Source organism: Streptomyces sp. DSM 116793 (assembly GCF_057320905.1).
Genome location: NZ_CM170494.1, coordinates 3,224,991 through 3,245,740, shown reverse-complemented (window position 1 = coordinate 3,245,740; position 20,750 = coordinate 3,224,991). Strand labels below are relative to the sequence as shown.

Here is a 20,750-nt window from a genome sequence, read left to right as displayed (position 1 = left end):
CGGCCAGGGCGCCGGGGGACCGGTCGGACTAGAGCAGTGGGGTGTCGGGGTCGAGGCCGAGCAGGACGCGGCCGTGCACCTCGAGGCTGGAGGAGAGCAGGATCATTCCGTGCAGGGCGAGGCCCTGGATGTCGCGGTGGAACCGCTGGATGGGGACCCTGCGCTGGATGGCGGTGGCACCGCTGGCGTTGTAGAGGACGTCCACCGCCTCCTTGGCCAACTGCACCGCATAGGCGCTGTGGCCGCGGACCGCCGCCTTCTCCTCCAGGGTGGGCTGCTCGCCGGCGTCCGCCCGCCGCTGGAGGATCCCGTACGTGCGGTGCATCAGGGCCTCGGCGGCGGTGATCTTCGCCTCCGCCGTGGCGACCTGGATCTGGGTGAGCGGGTGCTGCTTCTGGTCGGTCCAGGAGGTGTAGGTGATGCCACGGCCCGGCAGCCGCTCCAGGAACGCGTCCAGGGCGCCGCGCGCGGCACCGATGAGCGTGGCCACGCCCTGGGAGATGATGTAGCTGTACAGGCCGTACTCACGGCCCGTGGGCTGCCAGTCGGCCGGCAGGTCGGCGAGGGCGGCCTCGAACGCCGCCGGGTCGGTCGGCACCACGCGGTGGGCCGGGACGAACACGTCGGTGGCGGTGGAGGTGGAGCTGCCGGTCGCGGCGACGGACGAGGTGTGCCAGTCGTCCTCGATGGTGAACTCGCCCATCGGCACCATCGCGATGGCCTCTTCCGCGGTGCCGTCCGGGTGCTGGACGATGGACGTGGCGACGTTCCACTGGGCGCCGCGGCAGCCCGAGTTGAACTTCCAGGAGCCGTTCAGGACGAAGCCGCCCTCGGCGGGGGTGAGCACGCCCGAGGGGGTGAAGCCTCCCGAGATGCGCACGTCCGGGGTGGCGAAGACCTCCTTCTGGATCTCCTCAGGGAAGAGCGTGATCATCCACGCGCTGGAGACCCAGACGCTGGCGATCCAGCTGGTGGAGACGTCACCGCGGGCGATCTCGGCGAGCACGGCGGCCTGGTCGGCGACCGAGAACTCCAGACCGCCGAAGGCCTTCGGGGTGGCCATGCGGAACACGCCCGCCTTTTCCAGGAGTTCCAGGTTCTCGTCCGGGAGCCAGCGCCGATTCTCCGCCTCAAGACCGTTTTCCTTGAGCTTCGGGACTATCCCACGAACGGCATCCAGCATGGATGCCACGTCAACTGCCTGCGCGGCCATTGCCGTCTCCTTGTCCATCAATGTGCCATGGGTGCGGGAGAAGCCCTTTCGCCGTCCCGCCGGTACCCGTCAGGGGCAACAGGGGAAGCTTTGCAGAGCGGCTCCCCGGTGCAGTCATGACGCGGTAACCGGTCGCTCTCGGGAGCCCGGCGACATCGGTGACCGGCGCCGCGCGGCAGACACGGAACGCACTCCTCCACCCCCGCGGAAGGATTTGTCGCGGGCACGGAAAAGCCGTGTGCCCGGGCGCACACCCGGGCACACGGCGAGAATCCGGCCGGTGGAGCAGTCTTTCCCTACTGGCCCTGCGGGCGGTTGATGCGCTGGCCGAGACCGCCGTCCACGCTCAATTCGGAACCGGTCGTGAAGGTCGCCTCGAAGGCGAGGAACAGCACGGCCTGGGCGATTTCGTCGGCCGAGCCGTGGCGGCGCATCGGGGTGATGGTGTCGCCCACCTTCTCGAATGCCTGGAGCATCTCGGGGGTGGCGCCCGTGATACCGGCGGTCGGGGTGTGGATGAAGCCGGGGCTGACGGCGTTGACCCGGATGTTCCTGGGCAGCAGCTCGGCCGCGATGACCTTGGTGAACGCCCGCACCGCGGCCTTGGCGCCGGCGTACGGGCCCATGCCGGGGTTGCCGGAGTCATTGGCGATGGACGTCGTGAAGATGATCGCGCCGCCGTCCTTGACCAGCGGAGCGAGACGCTGGGCGGTGAAGAAGGCGCCCTTGGCGTTGACGTTGAAGGTGTTGTCGAACAGCTCCTCGGTCACATGGCCGAAGGGGCCCGGCTGGGCGAAGCCGGCGTTGACGAAGAGAAGGTCGATCTGGCCGAACTTCTCCTCGACGGTGCCGCCGAGCGCCTCGATGTCGCTCAGCACCGCCGTGTCGGAACGCACGGCGTGGCCCTTTTCGCCGAGTTCCGTCTGAGCGGCCTCCAGGTTCTTCTCGTTCCGGCCGGTGACGATTACCTCGCCGCCGGCCTCGACCAGCGCCTTGGCTGTGGCGAGGCCCATTCCAATCGTGCCGCCGGTGATAACCGCTTTCTTGCCCGCGTAATTTCCCATGAATCCCTCTCAAAGTGTATGGCGCGGAAAGCGATGAGCCAATGCCAGCCTTCGCGTCGCCAACCTAGCCTCACCCACGGAAGCGTGTGGTCACAAGTACGAACTCCTAAGTCAGTGGTTACCTCCAGGTAAGCAGTCAAGGGGGAAGACCGGTACGTGAGCGACGGATTACGGGCCATCTCTAGGCTGGTGTTTCCCGTACCCCCACTGCTGAGTTCGGCCTTGCCTACCGACGGGAGACACCGTGACCAATCAATCCTGCCCGTATGCCATCGATCCCACGGGCCGAGACATTCATGCCGAGGCGGCCCTTCTGCGTCAAAGAGGGCCGGCGACCCGGGTGGAACTGCCCGGTGGTGTTCCCGCCTGGTCCGTCACCGACCAGGCGCTCATCAAGCGGCTGCTGACCGATTCCCGGGTCTCGCGCGACGCGTACCGGCACTGGCCCGCCTGGGAGAACGGCGAGGGCGAGCTGGCCCGGTCCTGGCCCCTGTCCATCTGGGTCCAGGACCGCAACATGATCACCGCCTACGGCGCGGAGCACACGCGGCTGCGCAAGCTGGTCGCCAAGGCGTTCACCGCACGCCGCACCCAGGCGCTGCGACCCCGCATCGAGGCGATCACCGCCGAGCTGCTCGACCGTGTCGCGGCCCGGCCGGGCGACCAGCCGCTCGACCTGCGGGAGGAGTTCGCCTACCCGCTGCCCACCCAGGTCATCTCCGAGCTGCTGGGCATACCCGACGAGGTCCGCGTCAAGCTCTTGACCATGATGGCCGCCATCTTCCAGACGGCGTCGTCCGAGGAGGAGGCCCGCGCCAACGAGGTCGCGCTCTACACACTCGCGGCGGAGTTCATCGCCTACAAGCGCGCCAACCCGGCCGACGACCTGGCCAGCGCCCTGATCGCGGCCCGGGACGGCGACGACGGGGCGGGCACGGCGCTCACGGAGCAGGAGCTGATCGACACCCTCTTCCTCATGTACACCGCAGGACACGAGACGACCGTGAACCTGCTGGACCACGCCACCTGCGCCATGCTCACCCACCCCGACCAGCTCGACCTGGTGCGCACCGGCCGGGCGTCCTGGGAGGACGTCGTCGAGGAGACCCTGCGGGCGCACTCGCCGCTGGGCAGCCTGCCGCTGCGGTACGCCGTCGAGGACATCGAGCTGGACGGCGCCGTGATCGCCAAGGGCGACGCCATCCTCATCAACTTCGCAGGCGCGGGCCGCGACCCCGAGGTGCACGGTGACACCGCGGCCGAGTTCGACATCACCCGGCCCACCCGCGGCGACCACCTGTCCTTCGGGCACGGCGTGCACTACTGCCTCGGGGCGCCGCTGGCCCGCCTGGAGGCGCTGGTCGCGCTGCCGGCCCTCTTCGAGCGGTTCCCTGACCTGACGCTGGCGGAGTCCGCGGAGAAACTCCAGCCGCTGGAGTCGTTCGTCTCCAACGGCCATGCCGCCCTGCCCGTGTACACCCGCGTGAAGGCCACGGTCTGACCCGGCGGAGGGCCGCCCACGCAGACGCCCCCGTGATCCCGTGATCCGGGGGCGTCCGCGTGGGCGGGCCGCGCACCTCATGGGGCGAGCGACGTCCACACCGTCTTGGTCTCCAGGTAGGCGTCCAGGTTGACGCGCCCCATCTCGCGTCCGATACCCGACGCCTTGACACCGCCGAACGGCGCGCCCGGGTCACCCGAGGCCCAGGAGTTCAGGTACACCATGCCCGCCCGCAGCCGCGCGGCGAGGGTGTGCGCCTGGCTCAGGCTCCTGGTCCACACGCCGGCGGCGAGCCCGTACGGGGTGTCGTTGGCCAGCTCCACCGCCTCGTCCACGTCGTCGAACGGCGCGGCGACCAGCACCGGGCCGAAGATCTCCTCCCGGACGATCCGCATCGCCGGGTCGATGCCGGTGAACAGCGCGGGCCGCACGTAGTACCCGCCCTCGGGGGACTCGGGCGGCACCTCGCCGGCGCGCAGCGTGGCGCCCGCCTCCAGGCCCTGCAGGATGTGGCCGCGGACCCGCGCGTACTGCTCGGCCGAGACCAGCGGCCCGAACCGGGTGGCGCGGTCCAGCGCCGGCCCGACCGGGGTCTTCGCCGCCGCCTCCGCCAGCCGGCCGACAACCTCTTCGTACCGGCTGCGGTGCACGTAGAGCCGGGACGCGGCGATGCAGGTCTGGCCGCTGTTGAAGTAGATCCCGTTGAACGTGCCCTCCACCGCGGCATCGACGTCGGCGTCCGCGAGCACGATGCTCGGGTTCTTGCCACCCATCTCCAGCGTCACCCGCTTCAGCTGCGCCCCGGCGCGGGTGGCGATCTCCCGGCCCACCGCGGTGGAGCCGGTGAAGGCGATCTTGGCGACGCCCGGGTGGGCGACGAGGGCGCTTCCGGTGGCGCCGTCCCCGGTGATGATGTTGACGGCGCCCGGCGGGAAGCCGGCCTCCTCGATCAGCTCGGCCAGCCGCAGCGCCGACAGAGGGGTCTGCTCGGCGGGCTTGAGCACGACGGTGCAGCCCGCGGCGAGCGCGGGCGCCAGCTTCCAGGCGGCCATCATCAGCGGGTAGTTCCACGGGACGATCTGAGCGCAGACGCCCACGGGCTCCCTGCGCGTGTAGCAGAGCATGTCGGGCATGTGGACGGGGATCGTCTCGCCCTCGATCTTCGTGGGCCAGCCGCTGTAGTAGCGGAAGTGCTCGATCGCGGCGGGCAGGTCCATGACCTCGTTCACGGAGACCGGCTTGCCGCCGTCGAGCGCCTCGATCTCGGCCAGTTCGGGGGCGTGCTCCTCGATCAGCTCGGCGAGCCTGACCAGCAGCCGGCTGCGCACGAGCGCCGGCAGCGCGCCCCACGCGCCGTTCAGGGCGCCGCGCGCCGCGGTCACCGCGGCGTCCACGTCGGCGGGCCCGGCGTACGGGACGTCCGCGATGTGCCGACCGGTCGACGGATCGTGGGTGGCGAAGGTGGCGCCGTCGGCGGCGGGCACGAAGGACCCGCCGACGTACATGCGGTGTGCCCGGCCGGCGAAGTCCGCGGCGGCCGGCGAGAGGCCGGGAACGGATGACTGCATGGCTTCCCTTCATCTGTGCGGGAGGGTGGAAACGGCGGGTTCGGGGACGGCACGGGGTGCCGGGACCGGGTGGCGAGCGGAGACCTCACAGCACTGTGGCCATGACCCGGGTACTCCGGGCCATGGCCACGTCGCTCACGGAGAGCTCAGCCGCCCGCGCCGAAAGGGTTGTCGATGGCGAACCGCCACTTGCCGTCCGCGCCGAGCCGCAGAACGTCGAGGCCCGTGCCCTGCAGGTGCTCGTCGCCCTCCGGGGTGGAAATGTCGATCGTCCAGTCCACCACCAGCAGTGCGGTATTTCCCGTGACATGCTTCTCGCGGAGCGTCGCGGTCATCTTCGGCCGCTGCGCGATGAACTCCTCGAGCGAGGCCTCGCGCGCCTTTCCGGTGAGCGGGTTGCCCGGCTCCCAGACCGATACGGCGTCTTCGGTGTACATGCTCCTGAGCGTTTCGATGTCGCCGGCGTTGAACGCCTCGACGTAGCGGTTGCCGTGCTCTTCGGCGTCCTTTGCGAGTTGTTCCAGGGTCCTGGACATGTCGAGGATGCTCTCGCTTTCTATGGTCTCGAAGCCGGTGGGTGAGCGCTGCTCGAACCTATCCGGGACCCATCACCGCCTTCTCATCGCCGGGCAACGTGCTGCTCACCTTTCCCGCGGGAAAGGCGGGATTACCAGTGTGTTACTGGGCACTGGGGCGGCCTTCGGCAGACTTTCGATCACTTGCCGAACTGATCTGCATTCATAACCTCGCTGGGGGTCGGGAATGAACGAAATCGCTGTCGTCGGGATGTCCTGCCGACTTCCGATGGCGTCCGGCCCGGATGCATTCTGGGAGCTGCTGCGCGACGGTGCGAGCGCGCTCACCGACGGCCCCGACGGCCGGCGCGGCGGTTTTCTCGACGGTGTCGGCGATTTCGACGCGGCCTTTTTCGGGGTGTCGCCCCGCGAGGCGGCCGCGATGGACCCGCAGCAGCGGCTCGTCCTCGAACTCGCCTGGGAGGCGCTGGAGGACGCCGGCATCCTGCCCGCCGCCCTGCGCGGCAGCCGCACCGCCGTGTTCGTCGGTGCGCTCCGCGACGACTACGCCAACCTGCTGTACCAGCACGGCACCGAGGCGATCACCCAGCACACCATGACCGGGCTGAACCGGGGGATCATCGCCAACCGCGTCTCCTACTTCCTGGATCTGCACGGTCCCAGCCTCACCGTCGACACCGCGCAGTCCTCCTCGCTGGTCGCCGTCCACCTGGCCTGCGAGAGCCTGCGCGGCGGGGAGGCCGACACCGCGCTCGTGGCCGGCGTCAACCTGAACGTCCTCCCGGAGAACACGGTCACCGAGGAGCGGTTCGGGGCGCTGTCCCCGGACGGCGAGAGCTACGCCTTCGACGCCCGCGCCAGGGGCTTCGTGCCCGGCGAGGGCGGCGGCGTGGTCGTCCTCAAGCCGCTGGAGCGCGCCCTCGCCGACGGCGACCGCATCCACGGCGTGATCGTCGGCAGCGCCGTCAACAACGACGGCGCCACCCCCGGCCTCACCGTGCCCAGCGGCACCGCACAGGAGCAGGTCGTCCGCCTCGCGTACGAGCGTGCCGGGGTGGACCCGCACGCCGTGCAGTACGTGGAGGCGCACGGCACCGGCACACCCGTCGGCGACCCCGTCGAGGCGGCGGCGCTCGGCGCGGTGCTCGGCACCGGGCGTCCCGGCGACGACCCGCTGCTGATCGGCTCGGCCAAGCCCACCATCGGGCACCTGGAGGGCGCCGCCGGCATGGCGGGCCTGCTCAAGGTGCTCCTCGGCCTGCGGCACCGCCAGCTGCCGCCCAGCCGCAACTTCGCCACGCCCAACCCGGCGATCCCGCTCACCGACCTGGGCCTCGCCGTGCAGCGCGAGCTGACACCCTGGCCACACCCCGACCGCCCGCTCCTCGCGGGCGTCAGCTCCTTCGGCATGGGGGGCACCAACTGCCACCTCGTGGTGGCCGAAGGACCCGAAGCCGTCCCCGCCCGCCCGCCCCGCACACCCAGGACATCCCCCGTCGTCCTGCCGTGGCCGGTCTCCGGGCGTGGCGGGGACGCACTGCGCGCCCAGGCGGGCCGGCTGCACGACCTCGCGGCCCGCGACGGCGCGCCGGCGCCCCTCGACATCGGATGGTCACTCGCCGCCACCCGCACCGCGTTCGCCGACCGCGCGGTGGTGCTCGCCGAGAACCGCGACGGGCTGCTGAAGGGCCTCGCCGCCCTCGCCGCCGGCCGGCCCTCGCCGCACGTGGTGACCGGCACCGCCCGGCCCGGCCGGCTCGGCGCCGTCTTCACCGGGCAGGGCAGCCAGCGCACCGGCATGGGCGGCGAGCTGTACGCGGCGTTCCCGCGGTACGCCGAGGCGTTCGACGAGGTGTGCGCCGCGCTCGACCCGCTGCTGCCGCGCCCGCTGCGCGAGGTGATCGACTCCGGCGACGGCCTCGACGAGACCGGCTTCACCCAGCCCGCCCTGTTCGCCGTCGAAGTGGCCCTGTACCGGCTGGCCGAGTCGTGGGGCGTCCGGCCCGACTTCGTCGCCGGGCACTCCATCGGCGAGATCGCCGCGGCCCATGTGGCCGGGGTGCTGTCGGTGGACGGTGCCGCGCGTCTCGTCGCCGCCCGCGGCCGGCTGATGCAGGAGCTGCCGGCCGGCGGCGCGATGGCCGCGGTGGAGGCCACCGAGGAGGAGGTCGCCGAACTGCTGGCCGGGCACGAGCGCGAGGCGGGCGTCGCCGCGGTCAACGGCCCCACCGCCGTGGTGGTCTCCGGTACCGCGTCCGCGGTCGGCGCCCTCGCCGCCGAGCTGGCCGCCCGCGGGCGCAGGACCAAGCGGCTGCAGGTCTCGCACGCCTTCCACTCCCCGCTGATGGAGCCGGTGCTCGACCGGTTCCACGCGGAGATCCGGGACCTGGAGTTCCGTCCGCCGCGGATCCCCCTCGTCTCCACCGTCACCGGCGCCGTCGCGGCGGACGCCGAGATCCGCTCGCCCGGCTACTGGGTGGAGCAGGTACGCAGCCCGGTGCGGTTCATGGCCGCCGCCAGAACCCTGGAGGAGGAGGGCGTCACCACCTTCCTCGAACTCGGGCCCGACGGAGTGTGCGCGGCGATGGTGGACGCGTCGGTGCGCGACGCCGGCGCGGCCGTGGCGGTGCCGGCCCTGAGGGCGGGCCGCCCGGAGCCGCGGAGCCTTCTCGCCGCGCTCGCCACGGTCCACGTGCACGGCGGCGCGGTGGACTTCACGGCCGCGTACGAGGGCAGCGGCGCGGCGCGGTGCGACCTGCCCACGTATGCGTTCCAGCGCCGGCGGTACTGGTTCGACGGCGCCGGGCGGCGGGCGCTGCCCGCGGCGTCCGGTGCGCCTGACGGGGCCTCGTCCTCCGTGTCTCCTGCCGACGCCCCGGCCACCGGGGTCCCCGAGGGGGCGCCCGCCGGGGCGACCGGCCCCGGCACGTCCGCGGACGGCGCGACCGCCCTGCCCGCGGCCGAGCGCCGCCGCGTCCTGACCGACACCGTCCGCGCCCACATCGCGGCCGTCCTGGGCCACGAGGACACCGGGTCCATCGGCCTGCACGACACCTTCAAGGACCTGGGCTTCGACTCGCTGATGTCGGTCGAGCTGCGCGACGCACTGGCCGCCGAGACCGGACTGCGGCTGCCCAGCGGCCTGCTGTTCGAGCGCCCCACCCCCGGCGACCTGATCGACCACCTGCTGTCCCGGCTGCACGGCACCGGAGCCATCGACGGGGCAGCCGGGGCAGCCGCCGCGGACGCCGCGCGGGCGGACGGTGCGGGGGCCGCCGGGACCGGCGACGGCGAGCCGGTCGCGATCATCGGCATGGCCTGCCGCTACCCGGGCGGTGTGACCTCGCCGGAGGACCTGTGGCGGCTGGTCGCCGACGGCGTGGACGCGATCTCCGGCTTCCCCGCCGACCGCGGCTGGGACCCGGGCCTGCACGACCCGGACCCCGACCGGCCCGGGCACAGCTCCGTGGACCGCGGTGGATTCCTGCACGACGCGGGCGAGTTCGACGCGGCGTTCTTCGGCATCTCGCCGCGCGAGGCGCTCGGCATGGACCCCCAGCAGCGGCTGCTGCTGGAGACGGCGTGGGAGGCGGTCGAGCGCGCGGGCCTCGACCCGCGGTCGCTGCACGGCAGCCGCACCGGCGTCTTCGTCGGCGGCACCGCGCTCGACTACGGCCCCCGGATGCACGAGGCGGGCCACGGCGTGGAGGGGCACGTCCTGACCGGCAGCACCGCCAGCGTGATGTCCGGCCGCATCGCCTACCAGCTGGGCCTGGTCGGCCCGGCCGTCACCGTGGACACGGCGTGCTCGTCGTCGCTGGTGGCGCTGCACATGGCGGTCCGCTCGCTGCGCTCGGGCGAGTCGTCGCTGGCGCTCGCGGGCGGCGCCGCGGTGATGTCGGGGCCCGGCATGTTCGTGGAGTTCTCCCGGCAGCGGGGGCTGGCCGCCGACGGCCGCAGCAAGTCCTTCGCGGCCGCCGCGGACGGCACCTCCTGGGCGGAGGGCGTCGGGCTGCTGCTGGTCGAGCGGCTCTCCGACGCCCGCAGGAACGGCCACCGGGTGCTCGGCGTGATCCGCGGCACCGCCGTCAACCAGGACGGCGCCTCCAACGGCCTCACCGCCCCCAACGGCCGTTCCCAGGAACGCGTGATCCGCCAGGCCCTCGCCGACGCCCGGCTCACCGCCCTGGACGTCGACGCGGTCGAGGCGCACGGCACCGGCACCACCCTCGGCGACCCCATCGAGGCCGAGGCCGTCCTCGCCACCTACGGACACGGCCGGGACGGCGCCGCGCCGGTCTACCTCGGATCGCTGAAGTCGAACATCGGGCACACCCAGGCCGCCGCGGGCGTCGGCGGGCTGATCAAGATGGTGGAGGCGATGCGGCACGGCACCCTGCCCCGCACCCTGCACGTGGCCGAGCCCACCCCGCACGTCGACTGGTCCGCGGGCGCCGCGGAACTCCTCACCGAGGCCCGCCCGTGGCCCGGGACCGGCCGCCCCCGCCGGGCCGCCGTGTCGTCGTTCGGCATCAGCGGCACCAACGCGCACGTCATCGTCGAGCAGGGCGACCCGGAGCCGGCCCCGGCCGCCTGTGAGGTGACCGCTCCCGTGCCGTGGGTGGTCTCCGCCCGGGACGCCGTGGCGCTGCGCGCCCAGGCCGGGCGGCTCCGCGACCACCTGCGCGGCCCCGCCGGGCAGGACCCCGCGGGCGTCGGCCTCGCGCTGGCCGCCACCCGCACCGCGTTCGAGGAACGGGCCGTGGTCACCGGCACCGGCACGGCCGACCTGCTGGCCGGGCTCGACGCGCTCGCGGCCGGCCGGCACCACCCGGGCCTGGTGCGCGGCAGCGCCGCCAGGCCCGGCCGCACGGCGGCGCTGTTCACCGGGCAGGGGGCGCAGCGCCTCGGCATGGGCCGGGAGCTGTACGGGACGTTCCCGGTCTTCGCGGCGGCGCTGGACGCGATCTGCGCCGAGCTCGACCCGTACCTGGACAGGCCGCTGCGGGACGTGATGTTCGGCGAGGGCGGGAGCGCCGGTGCCGAGGGCGAGGGCGAGGGCGGAAGCGCCGGCGCCGGCGACGGTGCCGAGGGCGAGGGCGGGCTGCTGGACCTGACCGGCTACGCCCAGCCCGCCCTGTTCGCCGTCGAGGTCGCCCTGTACCGGCTGCTCGAACACCACGGCATGACCCCGGACTTCGTCGCGGGCCACTCGATCGGCGAGCTGGCCGCCGCCCATGTCGCCGGCCTCTGGTCGGCGGCGGACGCGGCACGGCTGGTCGCCGCGCGCGGCCGGCTGATGCAGGCCGCGCGGGCCGGTGGGGCCATGGTCGCGATCCAGGCGGGCGAGGCGGAGATCGCCGCCGCCCTCGCGGACCGCGGCGACCTCGGCGAGCAGGTCGCCATCGCCGCCGTCAACGCCCCCGACTCCGTGGTCGTCTCCGGTGACGCCGACGCGGTGACCGCGCTCGCCGACGAGTGGGCGGCCCGCGGCCGCAGGCAGCGGCGACTCACCGTCAGCCACGCCTTCCACTCCCCGCACATGGACGACGTGCTGGAGGAGTTCCGGGCGACCGCCGCCGAAGTGACCTACCACGCACCCCGCATCCCCCTGGTGTCCACGCTCACCGGCCGGCTCGCCGACCCCGGCGAGCTGCGCTCGCCGGACTACTGGACGCGGCAGATCCGCGGCACCGTGCGCTTCGCCGACGCCGCCCGCACCCTCAGGGAGCAGGGGGTGACGGTGTTCGTCGAGTGCGGCCCCGACGCGGTGCTGTCGGCACTCGCCGACCGGCCCCCCGCGGAGGCGGCGGCCGACGGCGTCTTGCCCGCGGACGCCTCCTTCGAGGAGGCGGCCCGCGCGGACGGGGCTCCCACCGGCCGGCCCCGCACGGCCGGCTCCGGCGCCGGCGGTTCCGGCGCCGACCGGCCCGCCGCCGACCGGCCCGCCCTCGCCGTGCCGCTGCTGCGCCGGGGCAGGCCCGAGGCGGAGACCCTGGTCCAGGCCCTCGGCACCGCCTACACGGCCGGCGCTCCGCTCGACGTGGCCTCCTTCTTCCCGGGCGCCACCGCCGTCGAGCTGCCCACCTACGCCTTCCAGCGCACGCACTTCTGGCTGGCCCCGGGGAGCGCCGGCGACCCGCGCAGCCTGGGCCTGGCCGCGTCCGGGCACCCGCTGCTCGGCGCGGTGGTCGACGTGGCCGGGCGCGACGAGTCCGTGCTCACCGGCCGCCTCTCGCCCGCCGACCAGCCCTGGCTGGCCGACCACGTCGTCGGCGGCACCGTCCTCGTCCCGGCGACCGCCTTCCTGGAGCTGGCCGTCGCGGCCGGCGACCGGGTGCGGGCACCGCACGTGGCCGAACTGACCCTGGAGGCGCCCCTCGTCCTCGCCGCCGACCGGGCGGCACAGGTGCAGGTCACCGTCGGCGCGCCGGACGCGTCCGGCACTCGCCCGTTCACCGTGCACGCCCGCCCCGACACCGGCGACGACCGCACGGAGGAGTGGACCAGGCACGCCTCGGGCACGCTCGGGGCCACCCCGCCGGAGGCCACGGAGCCGAGTGCCGCGGAGGCGGGCGCGCTGCGTGCGTGGCCGCCCGCCGGGGCCCGGCCCGAGCCGCTCACCGACGTCTACGAACGGCTCGCCGCCGCCGGATACGACTACGGCCCGGCCTTCCGGGGCCTGCACGCACTGTGGCGCGGCGCCGACGGCGACCTGTACGCGGAGGTGCGGCTGCCCGAGGCACAGCACGACGCCGCCGCCCGCTTCGCCGTGCACCCGGCCCTGTTCGACGCCGTGCTGCACCCGCTCGTCCTGCACGCCGCGCGGGACACGGCACCGGGCGAGATCCGGCTGCCGTTCCTGTGGGCGGGACTGACCGTGCACGCCGTGGGCGCGACCGCGCTGCGGGTGCGGATCTCCGCGGACCCGGCGGCCGGCACCGCCGCGCTCACCCTCGCCGACACCGCGGGCGAGCCCGTGGCGGCCGTCTCCTCGCTGGTGCTGCGCCCGGTCGCCCGCGACCGGATCGCCCGGACCCCGGGTGCGCGTGACCCCCTGTACGTGCTGCGCTGGCCCACCGTCCCCGCCCCTGCCGCGGATGCCGTCTCCGCCGCGCGCGACGGCTGGACCGAGGTGTCGGGGGAGACCCCGGACCTCTCCGCGGCGCACGGCGCGGGCACGGTCGTCGTACGCGTCGCAGGCGGGAAGACGCACGGCGGGCCGGCCGGCGGACGGACGGCGGCCGCGCCTGCCGCCGACGAGGTGGAGCGGGTGCTGCGGCTGGTGCAGGAGTGGCTGGCCGACGAGCGTTTCGCCGACGCCCGGCTCGCCGTGGTCACCACGCGCGCCGTCGCCGTGCTGCCCGGGGAGGACGTGCCCGGCCTGTCCGCCGCGCCCGTGTGGGGTCTGATCCGCTCGGCCCAGTCCGAGCAGCCGGGCCGGCTGGTGCTGGTGGACATGGATGAGGCGGCCGAGGCGGCCGAGGCGGCCTATGCGGCCGATGCGGCCGGTCCGGAGTCCCCGGTCGGTTCGGCTGACCCGGTCGCTCCGGCCGGCCCGGCTGGTACGGCCGCCCCGGCCGGGGACGCCGTCCTCGCGGCGGCGCTCGCCCTCGGCGAGCCGCAGGTCGCCGTGCGCGGTGGCGCGCTCCACGTGCCCCGCCTGACGAGCGCGCCGGCGGACGGCGCCGTGTCCGGCCCGCCCGCCCCTGCGTCCGCTGTGCCCGCTGTGTCAGCCGCGTTCGCCGGGTCCGCGGGCACTCCCGCGACGCGCGCCTCCGTGCCCGGCGTGGACGCCACCGTGCGCGGCGTGGACGCCACCGTGCGCGCAGGCGATGCGGCGGCGCACGCCACCGCCCCCGCTGCGGACGGCGCCGTGCCCACCTCGCACGTCGTCCCCGCGCCCCCCACGGGCACCGCGGCCCCCGCCGCCATCCCCACCCCGGACACCCCCACGTCCACTCCCGGCACCTCCGGCGCCCCCGCCCTCGCCCCCGACGGCACCGTCCTGATCACCGGCGGTACCGGAGGACTCGGCGCCCTGCTGGCCCGGCACCTGGTGGCCGCGCACGGGGTGCGCCACCTGCTGCTGGGCAGTCGCCGTGGGCCGGACGCCCCGGGCGCCCGTGAACTGGTGGCGGAGCTGCGCGAGCTGGGCGCCGAGGTGACCGTGGCCGCCGTCGACGCCGCCGACCGGGCCGCCCTCGCGGAGCTGCTGGCGCGGGTGCCCGCCGGACACCCGCTGACCGCCGTCGTGCACACCGCGGGCGTCCTCGACGACGCGACCGTCCCGTCCCTCACACCCGAGCGGCTGCGGGCCGTGCTGCGGCCCAAGACGGACGCCGCCTGGCACCTCCACGAGCTGACGCGGGACCACCCGCTCGCCGCGTTCGTGCTGTTCTCCTCCGTCTCCGGCCTCGTCGGCACCCCGGGACAGGCCAACTACGCCGCCGCGAACACCGGTCTGGACGCCCTCGCGGCACACCGCCGCGCCCAGGGGCTGCCCGCCGTCTCCCTCGCGTGGGGCCTGTGGGACGGCAGCCACGGCATGGGCGGGACGCTCGGCGAGGCGGACCTCGCGCGCTGGGCCCGCGCCGGCTTCGCGCCGCTCACTCCCGAGCAGGGCCTCGCCCTCTTCGACCGCGCGCTGGCGGGCGGCGACGACGCCCTGCTCGTCCCGGCGCGCCTGAGCCCGGCCGGGCCGCGCACGGACACCGCTCCGATGCCCGCGGTGCTGCGCGGCCTGGCCGGCCCCACCGCCCCGTCCCCCGCGCGCCGCACGGTCGCCGCCCGGGGTGCCGCCGCGGGCGGCGACTCCGCGTGGGCCGCCCGGATCGCCGGCCTGCCCGCCGACGAGCAGCGGGCCGAGGTGCTCGACCTGGTCCGCGCCGTGACCGCCGAGGTGCTCGGCCACCCGGACATGACGTCCGTCGGCGCGGAGCGGGCGTTCAAGGACATCGGCCTGGACTCCCTCGGCGGCGTCGAACTCCGCAACCGGCTGACCGCCCGCACGGGCCGGCGGCTCACCGCCACCGCCGTCTTCGACCACCCGTCGCCGGCCGCCCTCACCGGCCACCTGCTGGAGCGGATCTCCGGGGAACAGGCCGCGTCGGCGGCCGTGCGGGCGGTCGCCGGTCCGTCGGACGAGCCGATCGCGATCGTCGGGATGGCGTGCCGTTTTCCGGGTGGGGTGTCCTCGCCGGATGATCTGTGGCGGTTGGTGGCGGACGGTGTGGACGCGGTGGGGGAGTTCCCGGCGAACCGGGGTTGGGACCTGGAGGCGCTGTACGACCCGGACCCGGAGCACCTGGGTACGTCGTACGCGCGGCATGGCGGGTTCCTGTACGACGCGGACGAGTTCGACCCCGGCTTCTTCGGGATGTCCCCGCGCGAGGCCGTCGCGACCGACCCGCAGCAGCGGCTGCTGCTCCAGACCGCCTGGGAGACGTTCGAGAGCGCGGGTATCGACCCGACCGGCCTGCGCGGCTCCCGTACCGGCGTCTTCACGGGCGCCATGTACGACGACTACGCGTCCCGGCTGCCGAAGGCACCCGGCGAGTTCGAGGGGTTCCTGCTCGCAGGCAACCTCTCCAGCGTCGCGTCGGGGCGTGTCTCGTACACGTTCGGTCTGGAGGGTCCCGCGGTGACGGTGGACACGGCGTGCTCGTCGTCGCTGGTCGCCCTGCACCTGGCGGCGCAGGCGCTGCGCGGCGGCGAGTGCGACCTCGCGCTGGCGGGCGGTGTCACCGTCATGTCGGGGCCGAACACCTTCGTGGAGTTCTCGCGGCAGCGTGGTCTCGCGCCGGATGGCCGGTGCAAGTCGTTCTCGGCTGCCGCGGACGGTACGGGGTGGTCGGAGGGTGTGGGGCTGCTGCTGGTGGAGCGGTTGTCGGATGCGCGTCGCAGGGGTCATCGGGTGCTGGCGGTGGTGCGTGGGTCGGCGGTGAACCAGGACGGTGCGTCGAACGGTCTGACGGCTCCGAACGGTCCCTCGCAGGAGCGGGTGATCCGCCAGGCGCTCGCGAACGCGGGGCTCCAGCCGGGGGACGTGGACGCGGTGGAGGGCCACGGCACCGGCACCACCCTGGGTGACCCGATCGAGGCACATGCCCTGCTGGCCACCTACGGGCAGGGGCGGTCGGAGGATCGTCCGTTGTGGCTGGGGTCGTTGAAGTCGAACATCGGTCATGCGCAGGCGGCTGCGGGTGTGGGCGGGATCATCAAGATGGTGGAGGCGATGCGGCACGGTGTGCTGCCGCGGACGCTGCATGCCGATGAGCCGTCGGAGCACATCGACTGGGATGCGGGTGCGGTGCGGTTGCTGACCGAGGCGCGGGAGTGGCCGGGGTCGGGGGCGGGGCGGCCGCGCCGGGCCGGGGTGTCGTCGTTCGGGATCAGTGGCACCAACGCGCATGTGATCGTCGAGCAGGGCGACCCCGAGCCCGCCCCCACCGCCACACCCACCCCCGACGAGACCTCGGAGGACGTGGCCACCGCGGAGACGGCGGACACGGCGGACACCGCGGACACCGCGGACACCGCGGAGACGGCGGAGACGGCGGAGACGGCGGAAACCGCGGCTGCCGCGACGCCCGCACGCCCCGCCGGGTACGCCGTTGCCGTACCGTGGTTCCTCTCCGGCCGGGACGAGACCGGCCTGCGGGCGCAGGCGCGGCGGCTGGCCGAGTTCCTGGCCGCACGGCCGGAGGCCGATCCCCTGGACGTCGGCCTCTCGCTGGCCACCACCCGTGCCGCCCTGGAGCAGCGCGCCGCGGTGCTCGGCGCGACCCGTGACGAGCTGCTGGCCGCTCTCGCGGTGCTGGCCGACGGCGGCAGCGCCCCGGCCGTGCTGCGCGCCGCGGGGCCGCGGGGCGAGGGCGCCGGGCAGGGCCGGGGACGCACCGCGTTCCTGCTGACCGGGCAGGGCAGCCAGCGCCTCGGCATGGGCCGGGACCTGTACACGGCCTCGCCGGTGTTCGCCGCCGCCCTGGACGCCGTGTGCGCCCACCTCGACCCCGTCCTGCCGCGCCCCCTGAAGAGCGTCCTGTTCGCCCCCGAGGACACCCCGGACTCCGCGCTGCTCGACCAGACGGCGTTCACGCAGGCCGCGCTCTTCGCCGTCGAGGTGGCCCTCTACCGGCTCCTCGAACACCACGGTGTGACCCCCGACTACCTGCTCGGCCACTCCATCGGCGAGGTCACCGCGGCACACCTCGCCGGGGTGTGGGAGCTGCCCGACGCCTGCGCGGTGGTCGCCGCGCGCGGCCGGTTGATGCAGGAGGCCCCGGAGGGCGGGGCGATGGCCGCGCTGGAGGCGTCCGAGGACGAGGTCCGCGAGACGCTCACCGGACACCACCCCTCGGTGATCGCCGTGGCGGGCGTCAACGGGCCCCGCGCCACCGTCGTCTCCGGTGACGCCGAGGCCGTCGACGCCGTCGCCGCGCTGTGGCGCTCGCGCGGCAGGAAGACCAGGCGCCTGCCGGTCAGCCACGCCTTCCACTCGCCGCACATGGACGGCGTCCTCGCTAAGTTCCGGGCCGCCCTGGAGGGCCTCACGTTCCACGAGCCGCGCATCCCCGTCGTCTCCAACGTCACCGGCGACCGCGCCACCACGGCCGACCTGCGGTCACCCGCCTACTGGGCCCGGCACATCCGCGAGGCCGTCCGCTTCCACGACGGGGTGCGGTTCCTTGAGGCGGCGGGCGTCACCGAGTACGTGGAACTCGGGCCCGACGGTGTCCTCACCGCCCTGGCCCAGCAGTGCCTCACGGGCGACGGTGCCACCCTCACCCCCGTGCTGCGGTCCGGGCGGCCCGAGCCGCTCACCGTCGGCACCGCCCTCGCCCGCATCCACCTGAACGGCGGCCGGCTCGACTGGGCCGCCCTGTTCCCCGGCGCGCGCCGCACCGACCTGCCCACGTACGCCTTCCGCCGCGACCGCTACTGGCTGAACGCACCCGTGGAGGCCGCCGACGCCGCCGGACTGGGCCTGACCGCCGCCGGGCATCCGCTGCTCGGCGCCGCCGTCGCCGTGGCGGACCGGGACACCTGGCTGCTGACCGGCCGTCTGTCGCTCGCCACGCACCCGTGGCTGGCGGACCACGCCCTGCACGGGGTGACCGTGTTCCCCGGCACGGGCCTGCTGGAGCTGGCGGTACGCGCGGGGGAGGAGGCCGGCTGCCCGGACGTGGCGGAGCTGACCCTCGCGGCACCGCTGGTGGTGCCCGCGCGGGGCGGCATACAGGTGCAGGTCGTCGTGGACGCGCCCGACGAGCACGGCCACCGCAGGATGGAGATCCACGCACGCCCGGACGGCACGGCGGACGGCGACGGCGCGTGGACCACCTGCGCCACCGGCCGCCTCGCGCCCGCCGCCACCGCCGCACCGGACGCCGGCGCCCTCGTGACGTGGCCGCCCGCGGGCGCCGTGGAGGTCGACCTGAGCGGTGCCTACGAGCGGCTCAGCGCGGCGGGCTACGCGTACGGGCCGGCGTTCCAGGGGCTGCGCCGCCTGTGGCGGACGGACGACGAGCTGTACGCGGAGGTGGCCCTCGGCGACGCACAGCGTGCCGACGCCGCCGGGTACGCCCTGCACCCCGCCCTGCTGGACGCCGCCCTGCACACCCTGCTGCCGGGCGTGGCCCGCGCGGACAGCCCCGCCGTGGTGCCGTTCACCTGGGAGGGCGCACGCGTGCACGCCGTCGGCGCCACCGTGCTTCGGGTGCGGCTCACGGTGTCCGGCACCGAGTCGGTCGCCCTCACCGTCGCGGACGGCACGGGCGCGCCGGTCGCCTCGGTGGACTCCCTCGCCCTGCGACCGCTGTCCGAGGACGCGGTGCGGGGCGCGGCCACCGCCGCCCGGGACGCCGAGGACGGCCTGCTGCGGCTGGACTGGTCGCCGCTGCCGGAGAGCGGTCCCGCGGCGGCGCCCGCGGCCCCCTCCTGGGCGGTCCTGGGCGACGGGGACGCGCTGCCCGACGTGGCCGCGTTGCCGGAGGACGTGCCGGACACGGTGCTCGTCCGGCTGCCGTCCGCGGAGGGCGGAGCCGGGCCCGAGGACGTACCGGGCCGGGTACGTGCGACGGCCGCCGGTGTACTGGCGCTGGTGCAGGGGTGGTTGGCGGAGGAGCGGTTCGCCGGTGCGCGGTTGGTGGTGGTGACGCGTGGCGCGGTGGGCGTGGGTGTCGAGGGTATGGGTGCGGGGGGTGTCTCCGATCTGGCTCATGCGGGTGTGTGGGGTTTGGTCCGGTCGGCGCAGACGGAGAATCCGGGTCGTTTTGTGCTGGTGGATGTGGAGGAGGGGGTGTCGGGTGATCTGTTGAGTCGTGCGGTGGCTTGTGGTGAGTCGCAGGTGGCGGTGCGTGGTGGGCGGTTGTGGGTGCCTCGGTTGGCGCCGGTGCCGGTGCCGGTTTCTGTGGGTGGTGAGGTGCCGTCGTGGGGTGAGGGGACGGTGCTGGTGACGGGTGCGACGGGTGCGCTGGGTGGGGTTCTGGTGCGGCATCTCGTTGCGCGGTATGGGGTGCGCCGGTTGTTGTTGGTGAGTCGTCGGGGTGCGGAGGCGTCGGGGGCGGCGGTACTGCGGGATGAGTTGGCGGGGTTGGGTGTGGAGGTCTCGTTCGCGGCGTGTGATGTGGCGGATCGGGATGCTCTGGCTGGGGTGTTGGCGGGTGTTCCGGAGGAGTTTCCGTTGCGTGTGGTGGTGCATGCGGCGGGGGTGGTGGATGACGTGGTGGTGTCTGCGTTGTCGGGGGAGCGGTTGGAGCGGGTGCTTCGGCCGAAGGTGGATGCGGCGTGGAATCTGCATGCGTTGACGTGTGGGGGTGAGCTGTCGGCGTTTGTGTTGTATTCGTCGTTGGCGGGGTTGTTGGGTACGGCGGGTCAGGCGAACTATGCGGCGGGTAATGCGTTCCTGGACGGGTTGGCTGCGTACCGGCGTGGGCTGGGGTTGCCTGCGGTGTCGGTGGCGTGGGGCCTGTGGGAACAGGCCAGCGATCTCTCCGGGCATCTGGGGGAGACGGATCTGCGGCGGTTGTCGCGGCTGGGTCTGCGTCCGTTGGCGTCCGACGACGCGATGCGCCTGTTCGACGCGGCGCAGACCGCCGACGAGCCCGTCCTCGCCGCCACCGGCCTGGACACCGCCGCCCTGCGCGCGCAGGACGAACCGCCCACCCTGCTCAGGGCCCTGGTGCCCGCGCCCGTGCGGCGCCGCACCGCGCAGGCCGTCGCCGCCCCCGCCGAGGTGCCGCTCGCACAGCGCCTGGCCGGGCTGTCCCCCGCGCAGCGGGACCGCGCCCTCGCGGAACTGGTGCGGACCCAGGTGGCCGCCGTGCTCGGCTACGGCGATCCGGGCGACATCGAGGACGACCGGCCCTTCCAGGACATGGGCTTCGACTCGCTGACCGTCGTCGAACTGCGCAACCAGCTCGGCGCGGCCACCGGCCTGCGGCTGCCCACCACCCTGGCCTTCGACCACCCCACACCGGCCGCCCTGGCCGCCCGTATCGGCGCCGAACTGGCCCTCGACGACACCGCCGCGGACTCCGGCGCCGCCTCCGTCCTGAAGGAACTCGACCAGTTGGAGGCGGCCCTGCGGGCCGCCGCGGCGGCCACCGGCGGACAGGGGTCCCAGGAGCAGATCACGGCACGGCTGCGGGAACTCCTGGACATCGTCCAGAGCGCTGACGACCGCGACGCAGACAGTAAGCCGGACGGGGACGAGGACCTGGAGTCCGCCACCGACGAGGAGCTGTTCTCCCTCGTCGACGAACTCGACTGAACCCACCCGTCCACGGACCCACTCGTCCACCGACCCACTCGTCCATCGACCCCACTCGCCCAACCGAGCCCGACCTGTCATCGACCCGACCT

At 74.4% G+C, this 20,750-nt stretch carries 6 protein-coding genes; 2 read left to right on the top strand and 4 right to left on the bottom strand.

Annotated elements, in window-relative coordinates:
- Nucleotides 1-28: 28 nt before the first annotated feature.
- Together ACSMXW_RS12650 and ACSMXW_RS12645 are read right to left on the bottom strand one after the other, a co-directional pair.
- The gene (locus ACSMXW_RS12650) at nt 29-1,213 is read right to left on the bottom strand and encodes an acyl-CoA dehydrogenase family protein (RefSeq protein ID WP_485806192.1); all 1,185 of its coding nucleotides are present in this window, start codon (nt 1,211-1,213) and stop codon (nt 29-31) included.
- A gap of 296 nt (nt 1,214-1,509) precedes the next feature.
- Nucleotides 1,510-2,277, bottom strand: coding sequence for an SDR family NAD(P)-dependent oxidoreductase (locus ACSMXW_RS12645; protein ID WP_485806190.1), 768 nt, complete (start codon nt 2,275-2,277; stop codon nt 1,510-1,512).
- Between the two features lie 340 nt (nt 2,278-2,617).
- Here ACSMXW_RS12645 and ACSMXW_RS12640 point away from each other — a divergent pair, with 340 nt between their 5' ends.
- Nucleotides 2,618-3,778 carry a cytochrome P450 family protein gene (locus ACSMXW_RS12640; protein WP_485806188.1) on the top strand — a complete coding sequence of 387 codons (1,161 nt, stop codon included), beginning with the start codon at nt 2,618-2,620 and terminating at the stop codon, nt 3,776-3,778.
- 77 nt (nt 3,779-3,855) lie between these two features.
- Here the strand turns inward: ACSMXW_RS12640 and ACSMXW_RS12635 are convergent, their stop codons facing one another.
- Together ACSMXW_RS12635 and ACSMXW_RS12630 are read right to left on the bottom strand one after the other, a co-directional pair.
- Nucleotides 3,856-5,346, bottom strand: a complete 1,491-nt coding sequence (locus tag ACSMXW_RS12635; protein ID WP_485806186.1) for an aldehyde dehydrogenase family protein — start codon at nt 5,344-5,346, stop codon at nt 3,856-3,858.
- A 146-nt stretch (nt 5,347-5,492) separates the two neighbouring features.
- Nucleotides 5,493-5,882, bottom strand: a complete 390-nt coding sequence (locus ACSMXW_RS12630; RefSeq protein ID WP_485806184.1) for a YybH family protein — start codon at nt 5,880-5,882, stop codon at nt 5,493-5,495.
- Between the two features lie 226 nt (nt 5,883-6,108).
- Between ACSMXW_RS12630 and ACSMXW_RS12625 the strand changes: the two genes are divergently transcribed.
- Complete coding sequence (locus ACSMXW_RS12625; RefSeq protein ID WP_485806182.1) at nt 6,109-20,658, top strand: type I polyketide synthase; 14,550 nt, start codon at nt 6,109-6,111, stop codon at nt 20,656-20,658.
- Nucleotides 20,659-20,750 lie beyond the last annotated feature (92 nt).